This is a genomic window from Pseudoruegeria sp. SHC-113 (genome assembly GCF_025376885.1).
Lineage (GTDB): Bacteria > Pseudomonadota > Alphaproteobacteria > Rhodobacterales > Rhodobacteraceae > Pseudoruegeria.
This window is the reverse complement of record NZ_JAHUBR010000001.1, coordinates 743,576-760,396: the sequence shown is the minus strand read 5'-3', so window position 1 is coordinate 760,396 and position 16,821 is coordinate 743,576. Positions and strand designations below refer to the sequence as shown.

Here is a 16,821-nt window from a genome sequence, read left to right as displayed (position 1 = left end):
GGGCTGCCCTCCGCTCCGGCCCATAATGGGCTTCGTCTGTGCCCGGTGTAGAGAAGCGGCACGGGTGGGGCAACGGTAAACACGCCGCAGTGCCGCGTGATTCCGACACGTCGCGCGCAGCTCCCGAGCGACCGTGCATCAGCGCAGAGGCCTTGCGCGCGGGTGCCTCTGGTCTGGCCCGCGTCCCTGACTAGGTTAGGCGCAAGATCAACGAAGGAGCGCATGATGGGCCAGCTTGTGAACGGTGTCTGGGAAGACACGTGGTATGACACGAAATCCACCGGCGGAAAATTCGTCCGCTCCACTGCGGGCTTTCGCAACTGGATCACCGCAGACGGCAGCGCAGGCCCGACGGGCGCGGCCGGGTTTCCCGCCGAAAGCGGGCGCTATCACCTCTACGTCTCCTACGCCTGCCCCTGGGCGCATCGCACGCTGATCTTCCGCGCGATCAAGGGACTCGCCCCGCATATCGGCGTCTCTGTGGTGCATCCTGACATGCTCTCGGACGGCTGGAGCCTTGCCGATGATTACCCCGGCGCGACGGGCGATCCCGTTAACGGCGCCCGCTTCGTGCGCGATCTCTACGTGAAGGCCAAGCCGGATGTGTCGGGCCGCGCCACGGTGCCGATCCTCTGGGACAAGGCGACAGGCACCATCGTCTCCAACGAAAGTGCGGAGATCATCCGCATGTTCAATTCCGCCTTCAACGGGCTCACCGGCAACACGCAGGATTTCTGGCCCGAGGCCCTGCGCGGCGAGATCGAAGTGGTGAACGCGCGCATCTACGACACGGTCAACAACGGCGTGTATAAATCCGGCTTCGCCACCAGCCAGCGCGCCTATGACGAGGCCGTGCACGCGCTGTTTGACACGATGGACTGGCTGGAAGAACGCCTCTCCCACCAGCGCTATCTGGTGGGAAACCAGATCACCGAAGCCGACTGGCGACTGCTGCCCACGCTCCTGCGGTTCGATCCCGTCTACCACCTGCATTTCAAGTGCAACCGCAACCGGCTGGTGGATTTCCCCAATCTTTGGGCCTACACGCGCGAGCTCTACCAATACCCCGGCGTGCGCGAGACGGTGAACTTCGATCACATCGTGCGCCACTACCACTACAGCCACGAAAGCATCAATCCGCACCGCATCATCCCGATCAACCCGGCACCGGATTTCGACGCCCCGCACGGGCGCGATCAACTGGCCGCGTAGTGGCCTGCCATCGCGGCCAGATCCTCTGGCCGCGTGTGGGTGGGCACATAGGCGCAGGCATTGGGCGCGATCGCGAAGAGCGAGCCATCGGAGAAGAAGCTGGTGGAGGTGACGAAGATCACCCGCGCCTTCGGGTGGCGGTAGCTGGCGTAATCCGAAACGGCGAGCGCGCTGCCCCCCGTCAGAAAGAGGTTCAGCACGATCACATTCACCGGTGTCCGCGTATCGCGCAGGGCGGCAATGGCCGCCGCCTCGCTGTCCGCGCGCAGCACGCCGCAGCCCTGGCGCTCGATATGGCGCTGCCACAAATCGCCAAGCCCCGGATCGCTTTCCACGATCAGAACCTGCATATGTCCTCCGGTAAGTCCCTGTACACGTTTCGCATCCCTGAACGGCCATCCCCGACCGTTCGCGCTAACGTAGCATCCGATTGGTTAATTTTGCTTTAACCACGATTAACCAGGCGGTGCGCGGGTTGCACCGGCGCTGCGAATGCGCTTGATGGTGCGGGGAACCGACGCGAGGCACTTTTTGATGACGACCTGGATCACGATCTGCGACACCTGCAAGCGCGAGGATTGGGAAGAGCGCGGCAACGATCAGACCGACGGCGAGGCGCTGGCCGCCCTGATCGAGGCCGAGGCCGCCGCGCTGCCCACCCTGCGCACACGCCGCCAATCCTGCCTGATGGGCTGCAAGTCCGGCTGCAACATCGCGATCCAGTCCCATGGCAAGCTTGCCTATACGCTGGGGGATTTTACGCCGGATGCAGAAGCCGCGCAGGCCATCGTCGGCTATGCCGCCCTGCACGCCGAAAGCGCCTCCGGTCAGGTGCCCTACCGCAGCTGGCCACAAGGGGTGAAGGGTCATTTCGTCACCCGCCACGCGCCGCTGCCGGAGGAGGAATGACCCCGCGCGATCACGGCGGCGGGATCGATGCCGCCATCGCCCGGTTCGGCGGCACCCGTGAAAGCTGGCTCGATCTTTCCACCGGCATTAACCCGGTGCCCTACCCTGTCGGCACCCTGCCGGCAGATGCCTGGACAGCCCTGCCCGATGCCGCAGCTTTCGCCGCACTGGAATCCGCCGCCCGCCGCTTCTGGGCCATCCCTGAGGGCGCGGCTGTCCTGCCCGCACCGGGGGCCTCGGCGATCATCGCCCGCACCCCGCTGCTGCGCCCTCCGGGCCGCGCCCATATCCAGAGCCCCACCTACAACGAACACGCCGCCGCCTTCACCGCCGCCGGCTGGCAGGTGGAGCCGGGCACGGCGGCCGCTGCGCCCGATCTGCGCGTGGCCGTACACCCCAACAACCCCGATGGCCGGTTCTGGAACGAAAGTGATCTGTCAAAAGGCGGCCCCGCCCTCACCGTGATCGACGAAAGCTTCTGCGACATCGCCCCGCAAGCAAGCCACATCGCCCGCGCCACCTATGGCCAGACCCTGATCCTGAAAAGCTTCGGCAAATTCTGGGGGCTTGCGGGGCTGCGGCTCGGCTTCGCCATCGGCGCGCCTGCCCTCATCGCGCCCCTGAAAGAGGCGCTGGGGCCTTGGCAGGTCTCCGGCCCCGCCCTCGCCATCGGCGCCCGCGCGCTCTCTGATGACAGTTGGGCGCAAGCAACCCGTGCCCGACTTGCCGCAGATAGCGCAAGGCTCGACGGGCTGATGGCCCGCGACGGCGCGCAACCCCTTGGCGGCACTCCACTGTTCCGCCTCTTCGCCATGGAGGACGCCGGCCGCTGGCAGGAGGCCCTCGCCCGATCCCACGTCTGGAGCCGCATCTTCCCCTACAACAAAAGCTGGCTGCGCCTCGGCCTGCCCGCGCCGGACCGCTGGACGCAATTTGAAACGGCACTGGAAGGCCTCACCCCGTGAGCCACGCCGCCGCCCTCCTGCTCGCCGCCCTGCTGGACGCCGCCCTTGGCGAACCAAAATGGCTCTGGGATCGCCTGCCGCATCCGGCGGTGCTGATGGGGCGCGTGATCGGCTGGGCCGATGCACGGTTCAACAGGGGCGTGAACCGGCGTGAGAAGGGCCTGCTGCTGCTCGCCGTGCTCTGCGGTGGGGCATGGGCGCTCGGCGGCCTGATCGCCGCCCTTCCGTTCGGTGATCTCTGGGAAGTTCTGATCGCAGCGGTCCTTCTGGCCCAGAAGAGCCTCGTGCAACATGTCGCCGCCGTCGCGGACGGCCTGCGCGCGGGCCTGCCCGAGGGTCGCCGCGCGGTTGCGATGATCGTGGGCCGCGACACAGCCACCATGGACGCGCCCGCCACCGCCCGCGCCGCCATCGAAAGCGCCGCCGAGAACCTGTCGGACGGCGTCATCGCCCCAGCCTTCTGGTTCCTGCTTCTGGGGCTGCCGGGGCTCATGGTCTACAAGATCACCAACACCGCCGACAGCATGATCGGCTATCGCACCCCGCACCACGAGGCCTTTGGCTGGGCGTCAGCGCGTTTTGACGATCTGCTGAACTGGATCCCCGCGCGCCTCACTTCCGTGCTGATCATGGCCTCCAGCGCGCCGCCCAAAGCCTGGCCGCGCCTCTGGCAGGTGATCCGCCGCGACGCGCCCCTGCACCGCTCCCCCAACGCGGGCTGGCCCGAGGCCGCCATGGCCGCGAGCCTCAATGTCGCCCTCTCCGGCCCCCGCTCTTATGAGGGCCAGATGTGCAGCTTCCCATGGGTCTACCCGGAAGGCCGCCGCCAGATCGGTGCCGACGAGATCGACGCCGCCGCCGCCCGCCTCTGGCGCGCCTGGGCCACAGGCCTTGCGCTCACCTTCGCGCTCGCCCTGGCCTGAACCTCTTCCTCTCGCTCAAAATACCTCGGGGGGAGTCCCTGAAAAGGACGGGGGGCAGCGCCCCCCCTCCCTCGTCGTCAACCCGCGCTCAGCCGTCGATCTGCTTGGCCATGATCGCAATGGCCTTCTGGTATACACCGGCAGCGTTCCACTCCTGGATCACCGCGAAATTCGGCTCGCCCGGCTGGTAGCCCTTGCCCGGCTGCCAGCCCTTCTGCCGCAGGAAATTTGCGGTGGAGGCCATGGCATCCGAAACATTGTAGAAATCGACCTTCCCGTCGCCGTTGCCATCCACCCCGTAGCGCAGGGCATTGCCGGGCAGGAATTGCGTATGGCCCAACTCGCCATGTTTCGCGCCCTTGGTGTTGAGCGTGATCGAGCCCTGATCCACCAGTTTCAGCGCGCCGATGGCATGGGGCTCGAAGAACTCCGAGCGGCGGCAATCATAGGCCAGCGTGGTGATCGCGGAGACAACCGAGCTGTCGCCCATGAAGCCGCCGAAGGCCGTCTCCATGCCGTGAATGGCGATCAGCACCCCGGCTGGCACGCCGTAGATGCGTTCGAGCGCGGCGTAGAACTCCGGGTTGCGCGCCTTGCGCTTGCGCCCCTGCGCCACAATGGTGGAAGAGCCGCGCACCTCCATGAATTTCTCAAGGCTGTATTTGAAGGATTTCTGGTTGCGGTCCGCCCAGATCGTCTTGGTGGCATATTGCGCCTGCGAGAGCGCCTCCAACCCCCGGTTGCCCACGCCCGCGGCCTTGGCCTCGGCGGCGAAATCGCGTTTCCAGGCGTTGAACCCGTCGCCGGTGTTGCCGCATGTGGCGGCAAGGGCGGGGGTGCCGCCGAGCGAGAGGGCGGCAAGGACAAGGGCCGAAATCGTGACGCGCATCATGGGTTTCCTGCAATGAAACAAAGCGTTGAGGTTGCCTGAGCCTACCCCAAGCCGCCCCGTGCTGAAAGCCATAATGGCTTACCCCAAGCAGCCGCCTAAAAGGGCTCGCGGCTTTTTGCCGGGAAGCGGTCCCCCGCCTCGGTGATCAGCACCAGCCGCTTGCCATCATCCACATAGGTGTCGCAGCGGGAGGTGCCGTTCTCGAACGCCACGCAGACAGCGCTGTCCTGCCCGGCGGCCCATGTCCCCGCCCAGACCTGATCGGAGCCTTCGTAGATGTAGGAATAGGCGCCCTCCGCCCCGAACCGTGCGGTGCCGCCGTCAAAGAAGGTCACCGCCTGCCCGGAAAGCAATTCCGTCAGCTCTGCAGGGGCAAAGGGCGTATCACCCGCCCGCAGGCCGGCGGCCTCCTGCGCCAAGGCGCTACCGGCGGCCATAACTGCCCATATCGCACCTGCCAGAAAAACCCGCATCCCTTCGCCCTCCTGCTGAACCATGGCGCGAGCCTAGCGCCCGGCACGCACACACGCCCGTCACGATCCCGCGAGGCCGCTTCTTCAGGCCACCAGAGCTTCAGCTTTCTTCAGGTCAACGCTCACCAGCTGGCTCACGCCCTGCTCGGCCATGGTGACGCCGAACAGCCGGTCCATCCGCGCCATCGTCACCGCGTGGTGGGTGATGATCAGAAAGCGCGTCTCGGTGCGGCGGCACATTTCGTCCAGCAGATCGCAGAAGCGCGTGACGTTCGCGTCATCGAGCGGCGCGTCCACCTCGTCGAGCACACAGATCGGGGCCGGGTTGGCGAGGAACACCGCGAAGATCAGCGCCATGGCGGTCAGCGTCTGCTCGCCGCCCGAGAGCAGCGACAGCGTGGAGAGCTTCTTGCCCGGCGGCATGCACATGATCTCGAGGCCCGCATCCAGCGGATCCTCGCTTTCCACCAGCACGAGCTTGGCCTCGCCGCCGCCGAAGAGATGCTTGAACAGCATGGCGAAATTGGAGTTCACCTGCTCGAAAGCGGTGAGCAGCCGTTCGCGCCCTTCGCGGTTGAGGCTGGCGATGCCGCTGCGCAGCCGCTTCACCGCCTCTTCCAGATCCGTCTTCTCACCCAGCAGCGTATCGTGCTCTTCCTGCACTTCACGGGCGTCTTCCTCGGCACGCAGGTTCACCGCGCCAAGCGCGTCGCGCTGGCGTTTGAGCCGCTCGACATCGGCCTCCACCGTGGCGGCTGGCGGCATCTTGTCGGGGTCGACCTTCAGACTGTCCAACAAGGCCGCCGGGGCCATCTCGCGCTCTTCCTCGATGCGTTCGGCGGCGCGGGCGACCGTGTCGCGAGCGGCCTCGGCGCGGGCTTCGGAGCGGGCGCGGGCCTCGCGGGCCTCGCTGGCGAGCCGCTCGGCTTCCTTCTCATGCACCGCCGCTTCCCGCGCCACTGTTTCGGCAGCGGCCAGAGCATCCGACGCAGCCGCACGGCGGGCCTCGGCCCCTTCGATCCCGGCCAGCAGTTCCTCGCGCTGGATGGCCAGTTCCTCGGGCGCGGCCTGCGCGACCTCAAGTTCTTCCTGCGAGGCCATCCGGCGCTCTTCCAGCTCGGCGATGCGCTTGTCCGCACTTTCGAGCCGGTGCCGCCAGCCGCTGATTTCCTTGGTGATCTCCTGGCTGCGCTTGAGGCGGGCCTCGCCTTCGCGGCGCAATTCGTCATGGGCGGAGCGGCGGGCCATCATGGTGATGCGCGCGGCCTCCACCGTCATCTTGATGTCCTCGGCGCGGGCGCGGGCGGCGTCGAGATCCTCCAGATCCTCCAACCCGCGTTCGGCCTCCAGCACCCGCTGGTGCGCGCTCATCGCCTCTTCCTCGTGGCGGCGCACCGCAAGGCCAAGGCTCTCCAAACGCCCCTGCGCGATGTTGCGGTCGGCCTCCGCTTTCGAGAGCGCGCGGCCCGCGTCCGTCATGGCGCGGTCGGCTCGCTTGCGGGCCTCGCGGGCGTCCTGATCCTCGCGGGTAAGGCGCTTGAGGTTTTCCGTCAGCAGTTCATGGGCCTGTTGCGCGCCTTCCGCGCGGGCCTTCACCTCTTCCAGATCGCGCTTGAGCTCCACCAGCCGGTTGAGCTGCTGCAGCCGCAGGGCCGCAGCGCTTGGCGCATCCTCGGCCCCGGCGCGGAAGCCGTCCCAGCGCCAGAGATCGCCCTCAAGGCTCACCAGCCGCTGCCCCGGCTTCAGCTCAGCCTGCAGGCGCGGGCCATCGGCGCGCTCCACCAGCCCGATCTGGGCCATGCGCCGCGCCAGCACCTCGGGCACGCTCACGTGGTTGGTCAGCGCGGTGATGCCTTCGGGCAGCAATTGCGGCGCGCCATAGCCCGGCAGAACCGCCCAGCCCGAGGCCGCATCCGCCGCCACTTCCGGTGCGCGCAGATCATCGGCCAGCGCCGCGCCCAATGCCTTTTCATAGCCGGGGCTCACCTGCACCCGGTCCAGAAGCTGGCCGCCTTCGGCTGTATCACGCTCCACGAGCTTGGCCAGCGCGGCCACTTCGGCGCGCAGGGCCCCGGCCTCGCCCTCAGCCTCAGAACGCAGGGCGCGGGCCTCGGATTCGCGCGCCTGCGCATCGTCGCGCGCCATGTCGGCGGCCTCCAGCGCGGCCTCGGCTTCCTCCGCGAGAATCGCCGCCTCATCCTGCGCCTCGGTGGCCTCGGCAAAAGCCTCCTCCGCCTGCGCCAAAGCCGCCCGCGCCGCTTCCGAGGAGGCCTTGGCCTTCGTGGCCTCCTCCTCGTTGCGGGCCAGCGTTTTGCGGCTGTCTTCCAGCAGGCGGTTGGCGGACTGGTGCCGCGCGGCGAGCCGGGCGACATCTTCCGTCAACTGACTCAGATCGGCCTCGCGATCCTGCAAGACCTGCGCCGCCTCGCGCGCCGCATCCGAGGCCTCGGCCAGTTTGCCCTCGTGGCCCGCGCTGGCCTTTGTGAGCTGGCCCTGCTCCCATTCGAGCCGTTCGATCGTCTCCCCGGCATCCTTGTTCAGCCCGGCCTCGCGCTCCATGTCGCGGGTGAGTTGCTCGATCCGCCCGGTGAGCGTGTCGATCAGCTGCAGCGCGCGGGCTTCCTGATCCTTCAGCGTGTCCCGCTGCACCGAAAGCCGCTGCAGCACGGCCGCCGCGATGGCCTCCTCCTCGCGCAGGGCAGGCAGACCGGCATCGGCCTCTTCGCGTTTGCGGGCGGCTTCCCGGGCGAGCACCTCGGCCTGACCGGCCTGCCGGGTGCGCTCGGTGAGCTCGGCTTGCGCCACCTGCCGGGCTTCGTCGGCCTCGCGCCAGCGGCGGTAGAGCAGCATGCCTTCAAAGCTGCGGAGCTCTTCGCCAATGGTGCGATAGCGCTGCGCCTGACGCGCCTGACGCGCCAGTTGCCCCAACTGCTGGGCGAGCTGTTCGATCACATCCTCAACACGGGCCAGATTGGTCTCGGTGCCCTTGAGCTTCAGCTCGGCCTCGTGGCGGCGCTGGTACAGCCCGGAGATCCCGGCGGCTTCTTCCAGCACGCGGCGGCGGTTCTTGGGCTTGGCGTTGATCAGCTCCGAAATCTGCCCCTGCCGCACCAGCGCGGGCGAATGCGCGCCGGTGGAGGCATCGGCAAAGAGCATCTGGATGTCGCGCGCGCGCACATCCTTGGTGTTGGCCTTATAGGCCGAGCCCGCGTCCCGCGTGATCCGGCGCACGATCTCCAGCGTGTCCAGATCGTTGAAACCCGAGGGCGCGAGGCGGTCCGAGTTATCGAGCTGCAGGGTGACTTCGGCAAAGTTGCGCGCGGGCCGCGAGGAGGCGCCCGCGAAGATCACATCCTCCATCCCGCCGCCGCGCATCGCCGTGGGGCGGTTCTCGCCCATCACCCAGCGCAGCGCCTCAAGCAGGTTGGACTTGCCGCAGCCGTTCGGCCCCACCACGCCGGTGAGCCCGTCGGCGATCACGAGATCGGTCGGGTCCACGAAGCTTTTGAAGCCGTTCAGTCGAAGGCGGGAGAAGCGCAATGGGTGGCCTGTGTTGATTCCTCTTGTGGATCAGTGTTTGGGGGAATCAGCTTTGAGTCAATGCTGGCACACCCCATGTGGCAGCAGTGGATTAGTTATCCACAAGATATTGAGTGACCCTTTTGAGCGGAACGAGCGCTTAAAGCACCTTCTCCATGAAGACACGCATCCCGTCGCGGCCGGTCTCTTCCCAGCCGAGGTGGCGGTACATCTCTACGTTGCCGGGCATATCCACATGAGTCGCCAGCCGCAGGCAATCCACGCCCCGCAGAGCCCCTTCGGCCTCGGCAAAGCGCATCATCATGCCGCCCAGCCCCTGCCCGCGCACTTCCGGCGTGGTGGCCACATTCACCACCTGCAGCGAGTCCTCGAATTCCTTCAGGATCAGGCAGCCGACGATGGCGTGATCATTCTCCACCACCCAGACCTCATGGGCGGCGACAGCTTCGGCCACGCCCGCCGCCATATCCGGCAAGCCCTTGATAACAAACTCATACTCCGAGTAGGCCGCGGAGAAGACCCGCTCGATGGCGGGAAGATCATGCCGGGTGGCGGTGCGAATGGGCGAAAGTGTCATGCGCCAAGTGATACCCCCAAAGCGGGCCTTGGCAAACGAAATTCGCGGCGGTGCCGTTAGCGCAACCAGATGGAGCCGCCCCCACGTCGCGCCTGTTGATACCAGCGAATAAGCTTGACCACGGCCCACCCCACGGCGCACAACAATCCTCGTAAGGTTCCCCGACACGGCGCAAAGCGCCCGGGGATGAAATGGGAATGATGGTGAAGGTGACCCAATCCGGGGCCTGAAGCCTCAGCCGCCCCCGCGACTGTAAGCGGTGAGCGCCCGTCCAAGACCCACTGGCCGAAACGCCGGGAAGGAGGACGCCGCGCCATGACCCGCGAGCCAGGAGACCAGCCCTGCACCCAAAAACCAATGATCCGTCGGGTGTGACGGAGACGAGGAGACAACGAATGACGACCCTGACCCATTCCGCCGCCGGTGCCCGCTCTGGCCTTCTGCCGATCCTTGGCGCGGCTGCCTTCGGCATTGGCCTGCTGTTCTTTGCAGGCTTCGCGCAGGCTACGGTGTTCCACGACGCCGCCCACGACACGCGCCACGCCATCGCCTTCCCCTGCCACTGAGCCGCGGCCACCCCGACTCATGTTTCAGAAAATCCTGACCAGCGCGTTGTTCGCTGGTGTTGCAGCAGGGCTGATCGCCGCCTTGCTGCAATTTTGGCTTGTGACCCCGGTGCTCCTCGAAGGCGAGGAGTATGAAACCGGTGCGAAATCCCACTACGCCGGGGTGCTCGTGATCAACGAGGCCGAAGGCCATGGTTCTGCACCCACGGAAAACGCAGAAGGCCATGCCGCGGAAGAGGAGGCGGAAGAAAACGCGCTCGCCCGCCACGGGATGACGGCCGCCGTTAACATGATCACCTACACGGGCTTTGGCCTGATACTGGTGGCAGGCTTCGCCCTCGCGGCGCAGTTCGGCGTGGCTGTTTCGGCCAAGAGCGGCCTCGTCTGGGGGCTTGCCGGTTTCATTGCCGTGCAACTCGCCCCGGCGGCAGGGCTCTACCCGGAGCTTCCCGGCACCCCCGCCGCCGACGTCGTGCTGCGGCAATACTGGTGGATCACCACGGTGGTTGCCACGGTCGTTGGGCTGGCCTTCATCGCCTTCGGCACCGGGCTCTGGCTGCCGCTCGCCGGGTTCGCGCTGATCCTCGCGCCCCACGTCATCGGGGCACCGCATCTGGACGGCTACGCCGGTGTCGCCCCGCCCGAACTCGCAGCCCTTTTCGTCGCACGCACGCTTGCCGTGGGCTGCATGGCCTGGGCCCTGCTTGGCTTCGTTGCCGGGCATTTCTGGAGCCAGAGCCGCTCCGCCTGATCTTTACCGCGGGCCGCCCCTGTGGCCCGCGGACTTCCGCAATCCCCTCATGCAAGGACGCCCCCGATGCCCGCAAAGATCCCTGCCACCGTCGTTACCGGCTTCCTCGGCGCCGGGAAAACCACCCTCATCCGCCACATGCTGCAGAACGCCAACGGCAAGCGCATCGCGCTGATCATCAACGAGTTCGGCGATCTCGGCGTGGATGGCGACATCCTGAAAGGCTGCGGCGACGAGACGTGCACCGAAGAGGACGTGATGGAGCTCTCCAACGGCTGCATCTGCTGCACCGTGGCTGATGATTTCATCCCGACGATGGAAAAGCTGCTCGCCCGTGAGAACGCCCCCGATCACATCGTGATCGAAACCTCCGGCCTTGCCCTGCCCCAGCCCTTGGTGCGCGCCTTCAACTGGCCCGAGATCTCCACCCGCGTCACCGTGGATGGCGTGGTGACAGTGGTGGACGGCAAGGCTGTGACGGAAGGGCGTTTTGCCCATAACGTCGCTGCCGTGGATGCCCAGCGCAAACTGGACGAAAACCTCGATCACGAAACGCCGCTCTCCGAGCTGTTCGAGGATCAGGTCGCCTGCGCCGACATGATCGTGGTCAACAAATCCGATCTGCTCACCCCGGAAGAGGCCGAGGCGCTGGCCACCCGCCTGCGTGGCGAAAGCCGCAAAGGGGTACAGGTCGTGAAATCCACCATGGGCGCGCTCCCCGTCGAAGTGCTGCTGGGCCAGAACATCGGCGCGGAAAACGATCTGGCCGCGCGCCACGAGGTGCATCACCATCACCACCACGACGATGATCACGACCACGACGATCACGACCATCATCACCACGATCACGATCACGACGATTTCGAAAGCTTCGTCGTCACCCTCCCAGAAATCAGCGATGCCAAGGCCTTCGCCGCACAGGTGGCCGAGGTGATCCGCGCCCATGACATCCTGCGCCTGAAGGGCTTCGCCGCCGTGTCCGGCAAGCCGATGCGCCTCACGCTGCAGGCGGTTGGCCCGCGGGTGGACACCTATTTCGACCGCCCCATCGCCGCCGATGAGCCCCGCGAGGCGCGGCTCGTGGTGATCGGTCAGGCCGGGCTCGACCGCGCCGCCATCGAAGCGGCCCTGCAGGCCTGAGATCCCCATGACGCTCACCATCGCCGCCGAAAGCCCCCTCACCCCGGACGCCGCCGCCCTCATCGAAGGCTCCGAGGCCGCCCTGCGCGAGGTCTACTCGGAAGATGAATGCTTCACCTTCACCGCCGCCGAGCTGGCCGCGCCGGGGATCACCTTCCTTGTCGCCCGCACCGCGGGAGGCACCCCGGCGGGCTGCGTCGCGCTCTGTGAATGCGACGGCTACGGCGAAGTGAAACGCCTCTACGTCACGCCACAGGGGCGCGGGCGCGGCACCGCGCGCGCCCTGATGGCCGATCTCGAAGCCCGCGCCAGCGCCCTCGGCCTGCCTTCCGTCAAGCTGGAAACCGGAGAGAAACTCGCTGCCGCCGTCGCCCTCTACAGCGATCTGGGCTATACGGTCCGCGGCCCCTTCGGTGCCTATGAGGAACACCCCGCCAGCCTCTTCATGGAAAAACCGCTCCGCTCTTCTGACTGAAAATATCCCCGCCGGAGGTGCCCTCCGGCCCCGTAACACCAAGGCCCCGATCCATGCACCTGCTCGCCGCCACCCCCGGCGCCATCGAAGACGGAAGCGAACCGGTCGATCTGGGCCAGAGCCCGTCTGATCTGCTGTTCATCTCCGCCGCCGACACCGAACTCGCCGCACTCAGCGCCGCGCGCGGCGAGATGGAAGCCCCGCCGGGCCTGCGGCTTGCGAGCCTCATGCACCTGCAACACGCGATGTCGGTGGATCTGCACATCGACGCCTGTGCGTCGAAATGCAAACTCGTCGTGGCCCGCGTGCTGGGCGGCGCGGCCTATTGGAAATACGGTTTTGAGCAATACGCCGCTCGCCTGCGCGAGGCAGGCGTGCCCTTCGCCGCCCTGCCCGGCGACGACAAGCCCGACGCCACCTTGCGCGAGTTTTCGACAGTCTCGGACGAGGATTACGAAGCCCTCTGGGCTTATCTGGTGGAAGGCGGCCCAGAGAACGCCACACGGTTCCTGAGCTACGCCAAGGCGATGATCGACGGCGGCGAAAAACCCGCCGCCGCCGCGCCGCTCCTGAAGGCCGGGGTCTACTGGCCCGGCGACGGCATCGCGGGCCTCGCTGCAGCGCAAAGCCACTGGACAGACGGCGCACCCGTCGTTCCCATCGTCTTCTACCGCGCGCTCGTGCAGGGCGCGGGGCTCAACCCGATCAACCGGCTGGTGAAATCTCTGCTGCGGCGCGGGCTGAACCCCCTGCCCGTCTTCGTCGCCTCGCTGAAGGATCCGCTCTCCGCCGCCACGCTGCAAAGCCTCTTCGCCGAAGCGCCCCCTTCGGTGATCCTCAACGCCACCGCCTTCGCCACAGGCTCCCCACATCAGGGCGACGCCACAGCGGAGAACCCGCTCGCCAGCCCCGCCGCCAATGAAGCCCCGATCTTTCAGGTGGTGCTCTCCGCTGGCACCGAAAGCGCCTGGGAAAGCGGCGTCACCGGGCTTTCGGGGCGCGATATCGCGATGAACGTCGCCCTGCCAGAAGTCGACGGCCGCATCCTGTCGCGCGCGATCTCCTTCAAGGGCGAGGCCTTCTTTGACGAAGCCACCGAATGCCCCATCGCCACCTATAAGGCGCGCGGCGATCGGGTGGAGTTCGTCGCCGATCTCGCCGCCAACTGGGCCGCCCTGCGCAGCACCAAGGAACCGGAGCGCAAAGTCGCGCTGGTGCTGGCGAACTACCCCAACAAGGACGGCCGCCTCGCCAATGGCGTCGGGCTCGATACCCCCGCCGCCACCGTCCTCGCGCTGAAAAGCCTTGCGCAAGCCGGTTACCGGATCGACACCCCGCCGCAGGATGCCGACGCCCTCATGGCGCAGATCCTCGCCGGCCCCACCAACTGGCTCACCGATCGCGCCACCCGAGACGGCGGCGAGGCCTTGAGCCTCACCGCCTACCGCGCCGCCTATGATGCGCTGCCCTGGGCCGTGCGATCCCGCATCGAGGATCGCTGGGGCAAGCCTGAAGCCGATCCCTACTTTGTTCCAAAAATATCCCCGCCGGAGGCTTCCTCACCCGCCACGGGCACTCCGCCCGAGGGCCATTTCGCCCTCTCCATCTTCCGCTTCGGCAATGCCTGCGTCGGCGTGCAGCCCGCGCGCGGCTATCACATCGACCCAACGGAAACCTACCACTCCCCCGATCTCGTCCCACCGCACAACTACCTCGCCTTCTATTTCTGGCTCCGCCACCATTTCGGCGCGCAGGCGATTGTGCATATGGGCAAGCACGGCAATCTCGAATGGCTGCCGGGCAAGGCGCTGTCGCTCTCGGAAGACTGCCTGCCCGAGGCCGTGCTCGGGCCGATGCCCCACATCTACCCTTTCATCGTCAACGATCCCGGCGAGGGCACGCAGGCCAAGCGCCGCGCGCAAGCCGTGATCGTGGATCACCTCACCCCGCCCTTGACCCGCGCCGAAACCTACGGGCCGCTGAAGGACCTCGAAGCGCTGGTGGACGAATATTACGAGGCCGCCGGGGTGGACCCGCGCCGCATCGCCCATCTGAAACGCGAGATCCTGTCGATGACCTCGGCCACCGGTCTTGATGCCGATGCAGGCCTCACCGGGGAGGATGAGGAGAGCGATCTGGCCAAGCTCGACGCCTATCTCTGCGAGTTGAAGGAAGCCCAGATCCGCGACGGGCTGCACATTTTCGGCCAAGCGCCGGAGGGGCGGCTGGCGCGCGATCTGGTGCAGGCGCTGGTGCGCGTGCCGCGCGGCGCGGGCAAAGGGGCCGATGCCTCCCTGATCCGCGCACTGGCGGACGATCTGGCGCTTGGCTTTGACCCGCTGTCCGCCGAGATGGCCGCGCCGTGGGACGGCCCGCGCCCAGAATGCCTCGCCAACGTAGACAGCGCCAACTGGCGCAGCACGGGCGACACCATCGAAAGGCTTGAGCTCTTCGCCGCGCTGCTACTGGACGGTGATGGCGACGCCCCCGGCTCCTTGAGCGCCGAGGTGCTCGCCCATGCCCGCGAGACTGTCGCGCCCATGGTCGCCGCTTGCGGCCCGCAGGAAAGTGCAGGCCTGCTCACCGCGCTTTCGGGCCGCTTCCTGCCGCCCGGCCCCTCCGGCGCGCCGACGCGCGGGCGGCTTGATGTGCTGCCTACGGGGCGCAACTTCTACTCGGTCGACAGCCGTGCCGTGCCCACGCCCACGGCCTGGGCACTGGGGTGGAAATCCGCCAACCTCCTGATCGAGCGCCATCTGCAGGAGCATGGCGACTGGCCGCGCAGCCTGCTGCTCACCGCCTGGGGCACCGCCAACATGCGCACCGGCGGCGATGACATCGCCCAATGCCTTGCGCTGATGGGCGTGAAGCCAAAGTGGGACAGCGCCAACCGCCGTGTCACAGGCTTCGAGGTGCTCCCGGCCTCCGTGCTGGGCCGCCCCCGCGTGGATGTCACCCTGCGGGTTTCCGGCTTCTTCCGCGACGCCTTTCCGCAGCTCATCGCACTGGTCGACAGCGCCGCGCGGGCGGTGATGGCGCTGGACGAGCCTGCCGAGCAGAACCCGGCTGCCGCCCGCGCGCGCACCGAAGGTGAAAGCGGTGCGTTCCGCGTCTTTGGCTCCAAACCCGGAGCCTATGGCGCGGGGCTGCAGGCGATGATCGACGAGCGGCTCTGGGCCGACAAGGCCGATCTGGCCGAGGCCTACCTGCAATGGGGCAGCTACGCCTATGGCAAGGGCGCGGAAGGCACGCGGGCGCGCAGCGCCTTTGAAACGCGGCTCAGCGAAGCCGAGGCCATCGTGCAGAACCAGGACAACCGCGAGCACGATCTGCTCGACTCCGACGATTACTACCAGTTCGAAGGCGGCGCGGCGGCGGCTGTGGCCACGCTGCAGGGGCGCGACCGGCCAATCTACCACAACGATCACTCCCGCCCCGAACGCCCGCAGATCCGCACGCTGGACGAGGAAATCAGCCGCGTCGTGCGCTCCCGCGTGGTGAACCCGAAGTGGATCGATGGCGTGAAGCGCCACGGCTACAAGGGCGCCTTCGAGATCGCGGCGACGGTGGATTACCTCTTTGCCTTCGCCGCCACCACGGGCGCGGTGAAGGGCCATCATTTCGACCTCGTGGAAGGGGCCTTTCTGGAAGACGAAGCCACCCGCGATTTCATTGCAGAACACAACGCGCCTGCCCTGAAAGAGATCGCCGAACGCCTGCAGGAGGCCGTCGATCGCGGCCTCTGGCAGCCGCGCTCCAACTCCGCCCGCGCCCGGATCGCGGCGCTGCTGCCGTGAGCGAGGCAGGCCTGCGCCCCCGCCGCCTCACCCAGCCGGATGAAGCGGCCTGTCGGGCGCTGCGGGATCTGCTGTCAGAGGCTTTCGCGGGAATGGAAGGGCGGATCGATCCCCCCTCCTCGCTGCACCGGCTCACCCTGCAGGACATCGCCGCGCAGGCGGCGGGGGGTGGCGTGCTTGTGGTCGGCGACAGCGATCATGCACCGCAGGCCTGCCTGTTCCTGACCCCGAAAACCGATTGCCTCTACGTGGGCAAACTCGCCGTCGCCTCTACGGCGCGCGGCAAGGGATATGCGGCGGCACTTCTGGCCGAGGCCGCGCGGGAAGCGGCGCGGCTTGGCCTGCCGGGCCTGCGCCTGCAAACCCGGGTGGAACTTACGGAAAACCACAGCTTCTTCGCCCATCTCGGCTTCACGCGCACCTGCGCCACGGCGCATCCCGGCTATACGCGTGCCACCTCCTACACCTACGAACGCGCTGTTTCCTAAAGGCTTTTGATGAAACCCGGCGCGGACGCTCCGCCAATCGCGGGGCTGCCAGATTGCCGCGTTTACATATTCAAATTCTCGCATATATTACATTCAAACTTCTGAATGTAATG

General features: G+C 67.1%; 15 protein-coding genes and 1 riboswitch. Of the genes, 10 read left to right on the top strand and 5 right to left on the bottom strand.

Going from position 1 to position 16,821, the window contains the following annotated elements:
* The first annotated feature begins 225 nt into the window (after positions 1-225).
* Positions 226-1,212, top strand: coding sequence for a glutathione S-transferase family protein (locus tag KVX96_RS03785; protein WP_261195376.1), 987 nt, complete (start codon positions 226-228; stop codon positions 1,210-1,212).
* On the opposite strand, the gene KVX96_RS03780 is transcribed toward KVX96_RS03785, so the two are convergent.
* A complete protein-coding gene (locus KVX96_RS03780; protein ID WP_261192916.1) occupies positions 1,197-1,562 on the bottom strand; it encodes a hypothetical protein in 366 nt (121 codons plus the stop codon). The two genes, KVX96_RS03785 and KVX96_RS03780, sit on opposite strands and share 16 nt — an antisense overlap.
* A gap of 184 nt (positions 1,563-1,746) precedes the next feature.
* Between KVX96_RS03780 and KVX96_RS03775 the strand changes: the two genes are divergently transcribed.
* The 3 genes from KVX96_RS03775 to cbiB are packed head-to-tail and all read left to right on the top strand — an operon-like array spanning position 1,747 to position 4,009.
* Positions 1,747-2,121, top strand: a complete 375-nt coding sequence (locus KVX96_RS03775) for a DUF1636 domain-containing protein (protein ID WP_261192915.1) — start codon at positions 1,747-1,749, stop codon at positions 2,119-2,121.
* Entirely contained in the window at positions 2,118-3,086 is a 969-nt protein-coding gene (locus KVX96_RS03770; RefSeq protein ID WP_261192914.1) for a threonine-phosphate decarboxylase, read from the top strand. The genes KVX96_RS03775 and KVX96_RS03770 overlap by 4 nt, the downstream gene beginning before the upstream one ends.
* Positions 3,083-4,009: an adenosylcobinamide-phosphate synthase CbiB gene (gene cbiB / locus KVX96_RS03765; RefSeq protein WP_261192913.1), complete on the top strand. Its 927-nt coding sequence runs from the start codon at positions 3,083-3,085 to the stop codon at positions 4,007-4,009. The genes KVX96_RS03770 and cbiB overlap by 4 nt, the downstream gene beginning before the upstream one ends.
* An 88-nt stretch (positions 4,010-4,097) precedes the next feature.
* Here cbiB and KVX96_RS03760 read toward each other — a convergent pair whose 3' ends face one another.
* From KVX96_RS03760 to KVX96_RS03745, 4 genes are all read right to left on the bottom strand, one after another.
* A complete protein-coding gene (locus KVX96_RS03760) occupies positions 4,098-4,901 on the bottom strand; it encodes a lytic transglycosylase domain-containing protein (RefSeq protein WP_261192912.1) in 804 nt (267 codons plus the stop codon).
* A 95-nt stretch (positions 4,902-4,996) separates the two neighbouring features.
* Positions 4,997-5,374, bottom strand: a complete 378-nt coding sequence (locus KVX96_RS03755; RefSeq protein ID WP_261192911.1) for a hypothetical protein — start codon at positions 5,372-5,374, stop codon at positions 4,997-4,999.
* Positions 5,375-5,458: 84 nt separating this feature from the next.
* Positions 5,459-8,914 carry a chromosome segregation protein SMC gene (smc, locus tag KVX96_RS03750; RefSeq protein WP_261192910.1) on the bottom strand — a complete coding sequence of 1,152 codons (3,456 nt, stop codon included), beginning with the start codon at positions 8,912-8,914 and terminating at the stop codon, positions 5,459-5,461.
* Between the two features lie 139 nt (positions 8,915-9,053).
* Positions 9,054-9,491, bottom strand: coding sequence for a GNAT family N-acetyltransferase (locus KVX96_RS03745; RefSeq protein ID WP_261192908.1), 438 nt, complete (start codon positions 9,489-9,491; stop codon positions 9,054-9,056).
* Positions 9,492-9,628: 137 nt separating this feature from the next.
* Positions 9,629-9,850, top strand: a riboswitch (cobalamin riboswitch).
* Positions 9,851-9,886: 36 nt separating this feature from the next.
* On the opposite strand from KVX96_RS03745, the gene KVX96_RS03740 reads away from it, so the two are divergent.
* From KVX96_RS03740 to KVX96_RS03715, 6 genes are all read left to right on the top strand, one after another.
* Positions 9,887-10,057 (top strand): CbtB domain-containing protein, encoded by a 171-nt coding sequence (locus KVX96_RS03740; protein ID WP_261192906.1) that lies wholly within the window; start codon positions 9,887-9,889, stop codon positions 10,055-10,057.
* Positions 10,058-10,076: 19 nt separating this feature from the next.
* Positions 10,077-10,808 carry a CbtA family protein gene (locus KVX96_RS03735; protein ID WP_261192904.1) on the top strand — a complete coding sequence of 244 codons (732 nt, stop codon included), beginning with the start codon at positions 10,077-10,079 and terminating at the stop codon, positions 10,806-10,808.
* A gap of 66 nt (positions 10,809-10,874) precedes the next feature.
* Positions 10,875-11,948 (top strand): cobalamin biosynthesis protein CobW, encoded by a 1,074-nt coding sequence (gene cobW / locus KVX96_RS03730; RefSeq protein WP_261192903.1) that lies wholly within the window; start codon positions 10,875-10,877, stop codon positions 11,946-11,948.
* Between the two features lie 7 nt (positions 11,949-11,955).
* A complete protein-coding gene (locus tag KVX96_RS03725; RefSeq protein ID WP_261192902.1) occupies positions 11,956-12,423 on the top strand; it encodes a GNAT family N-acetyltransferase in 468 nt (155 codons plus the stop codon).
* A gap of 53 nt (positions 12,424-12,476) precedes the next feature.
* The gene (cobN, locus tag KVX96_RS03720; RefSeq protein ID WP_261192901.1) at positions 12,477-16,220 is read left to right on the top strand and encodes a cobaltochelatase subunit CobN; all 3,744 of its coding nucleotides are present in this window, start codon (positions 12,477-12,479) and stop codon (positions 16,218-16,220) included.
* The gene (locus KVX96_RS03715; RefSeq protein ID WP_314733087.1) at positions 16,217-16,708 is read left to right on the top strand and encodes a GNAT family N-acetyltransferase; all 492 of its coding nucleotides are present in this window, start codon (positions 16,217-16,219) and stop codon (positions 16,706-16,708) included. Before cobN ends, KVX96_RS03715 begins: the two co-directional genes overlap by 4 nt.
* Positions 16,709-16,821: the final 113 nt, after the last annotated feature.

Bases quoted from the DNA above. Each gene is read 5' to 3' on its own strand.
- KVX96_RS03760 (WP_261192912.1), bottom strand. From the start codon at position 4,901: ATGATGCGCGTCACGATTTCGGCCCTTGTCCTTGCCGCCCTCTCGCTC.
- KVX96_RS03735 (WP_261192904.1), top strand. From the start codon at position 10,077: ATGTTTCAGAAAATCCTGACCAGCGCGTTGTTCGCTGGTGTTGCAGCA.
- KVX96_RS03755 (WP_261192911.1), bottom strand. From the start codon at position 5,374: ATGCGGGTTTTTCTGGCAGGTGCGATATGGGCAGTTATGGCCGCCGGT.
- cobW (WP_261192903.1), top strand. From the start codon at position 10,875: ATGCCCGCAAAGATCCCTGCCACCGTCGTTACCGGCTTCCTCGGCGCC.
- KVX96_RS03775 (WP_261192915.1), top strand. From the start codon at position 1,747: ATGACGACCTGGATCACGATCTGCGACACCTGCAAGCGCGAGGATTGG.
- cobN (WP_261192901.1), top strand. From the start codon at position 12,477: ATGCACCTGCTCGCCGCCACCCCCGGCGCCATCGAAGACGGAAGCGAA.
- KVX96_RS03740 (WP_261192906.1), top strand. From the start codon at position 9,887: ATGACGACCCTGACCCATTCCGCCGCCGGTGCCCGCTCTGGCCTTCTG.
- KVX96_RS03785 (WP_261195376.1), top strand. From the start codon at position 226: ATGGGCCAGCTTGTGAACGGTGTCTGGGAAGACACGTGGTATGACACG.
- KVX96_RS03725 (WP_261192902.1), top strand. From the start codon at position 11,956: ATGACGCTCACCATCGCCGCCGAAAGCCCCCTCACCCCGGACGCCGCC.
- KVX96_RS03745 (WP_261192908.1), bottom strand. From the start codon at position 9,491: ATGACACTTTCGCCCATTCGCACCGCCACCCGGCATGATCTTCCCGCC.
- KVX96_RS03770 (WP_261192914.1), top strand. From the start codon at position 2,118: ATGACCCCGCGCGATCACGGCGGCGGGATCGATGCCGCCATCGCCCGG.
- KVX96_RS03780 (WP_261192916.1), bottom strand. From the start codon at position 1,562: ATGCAGGTTCTGATCGTGGAAAGCGATCCGGGGCTTGGCGATTTGTGG.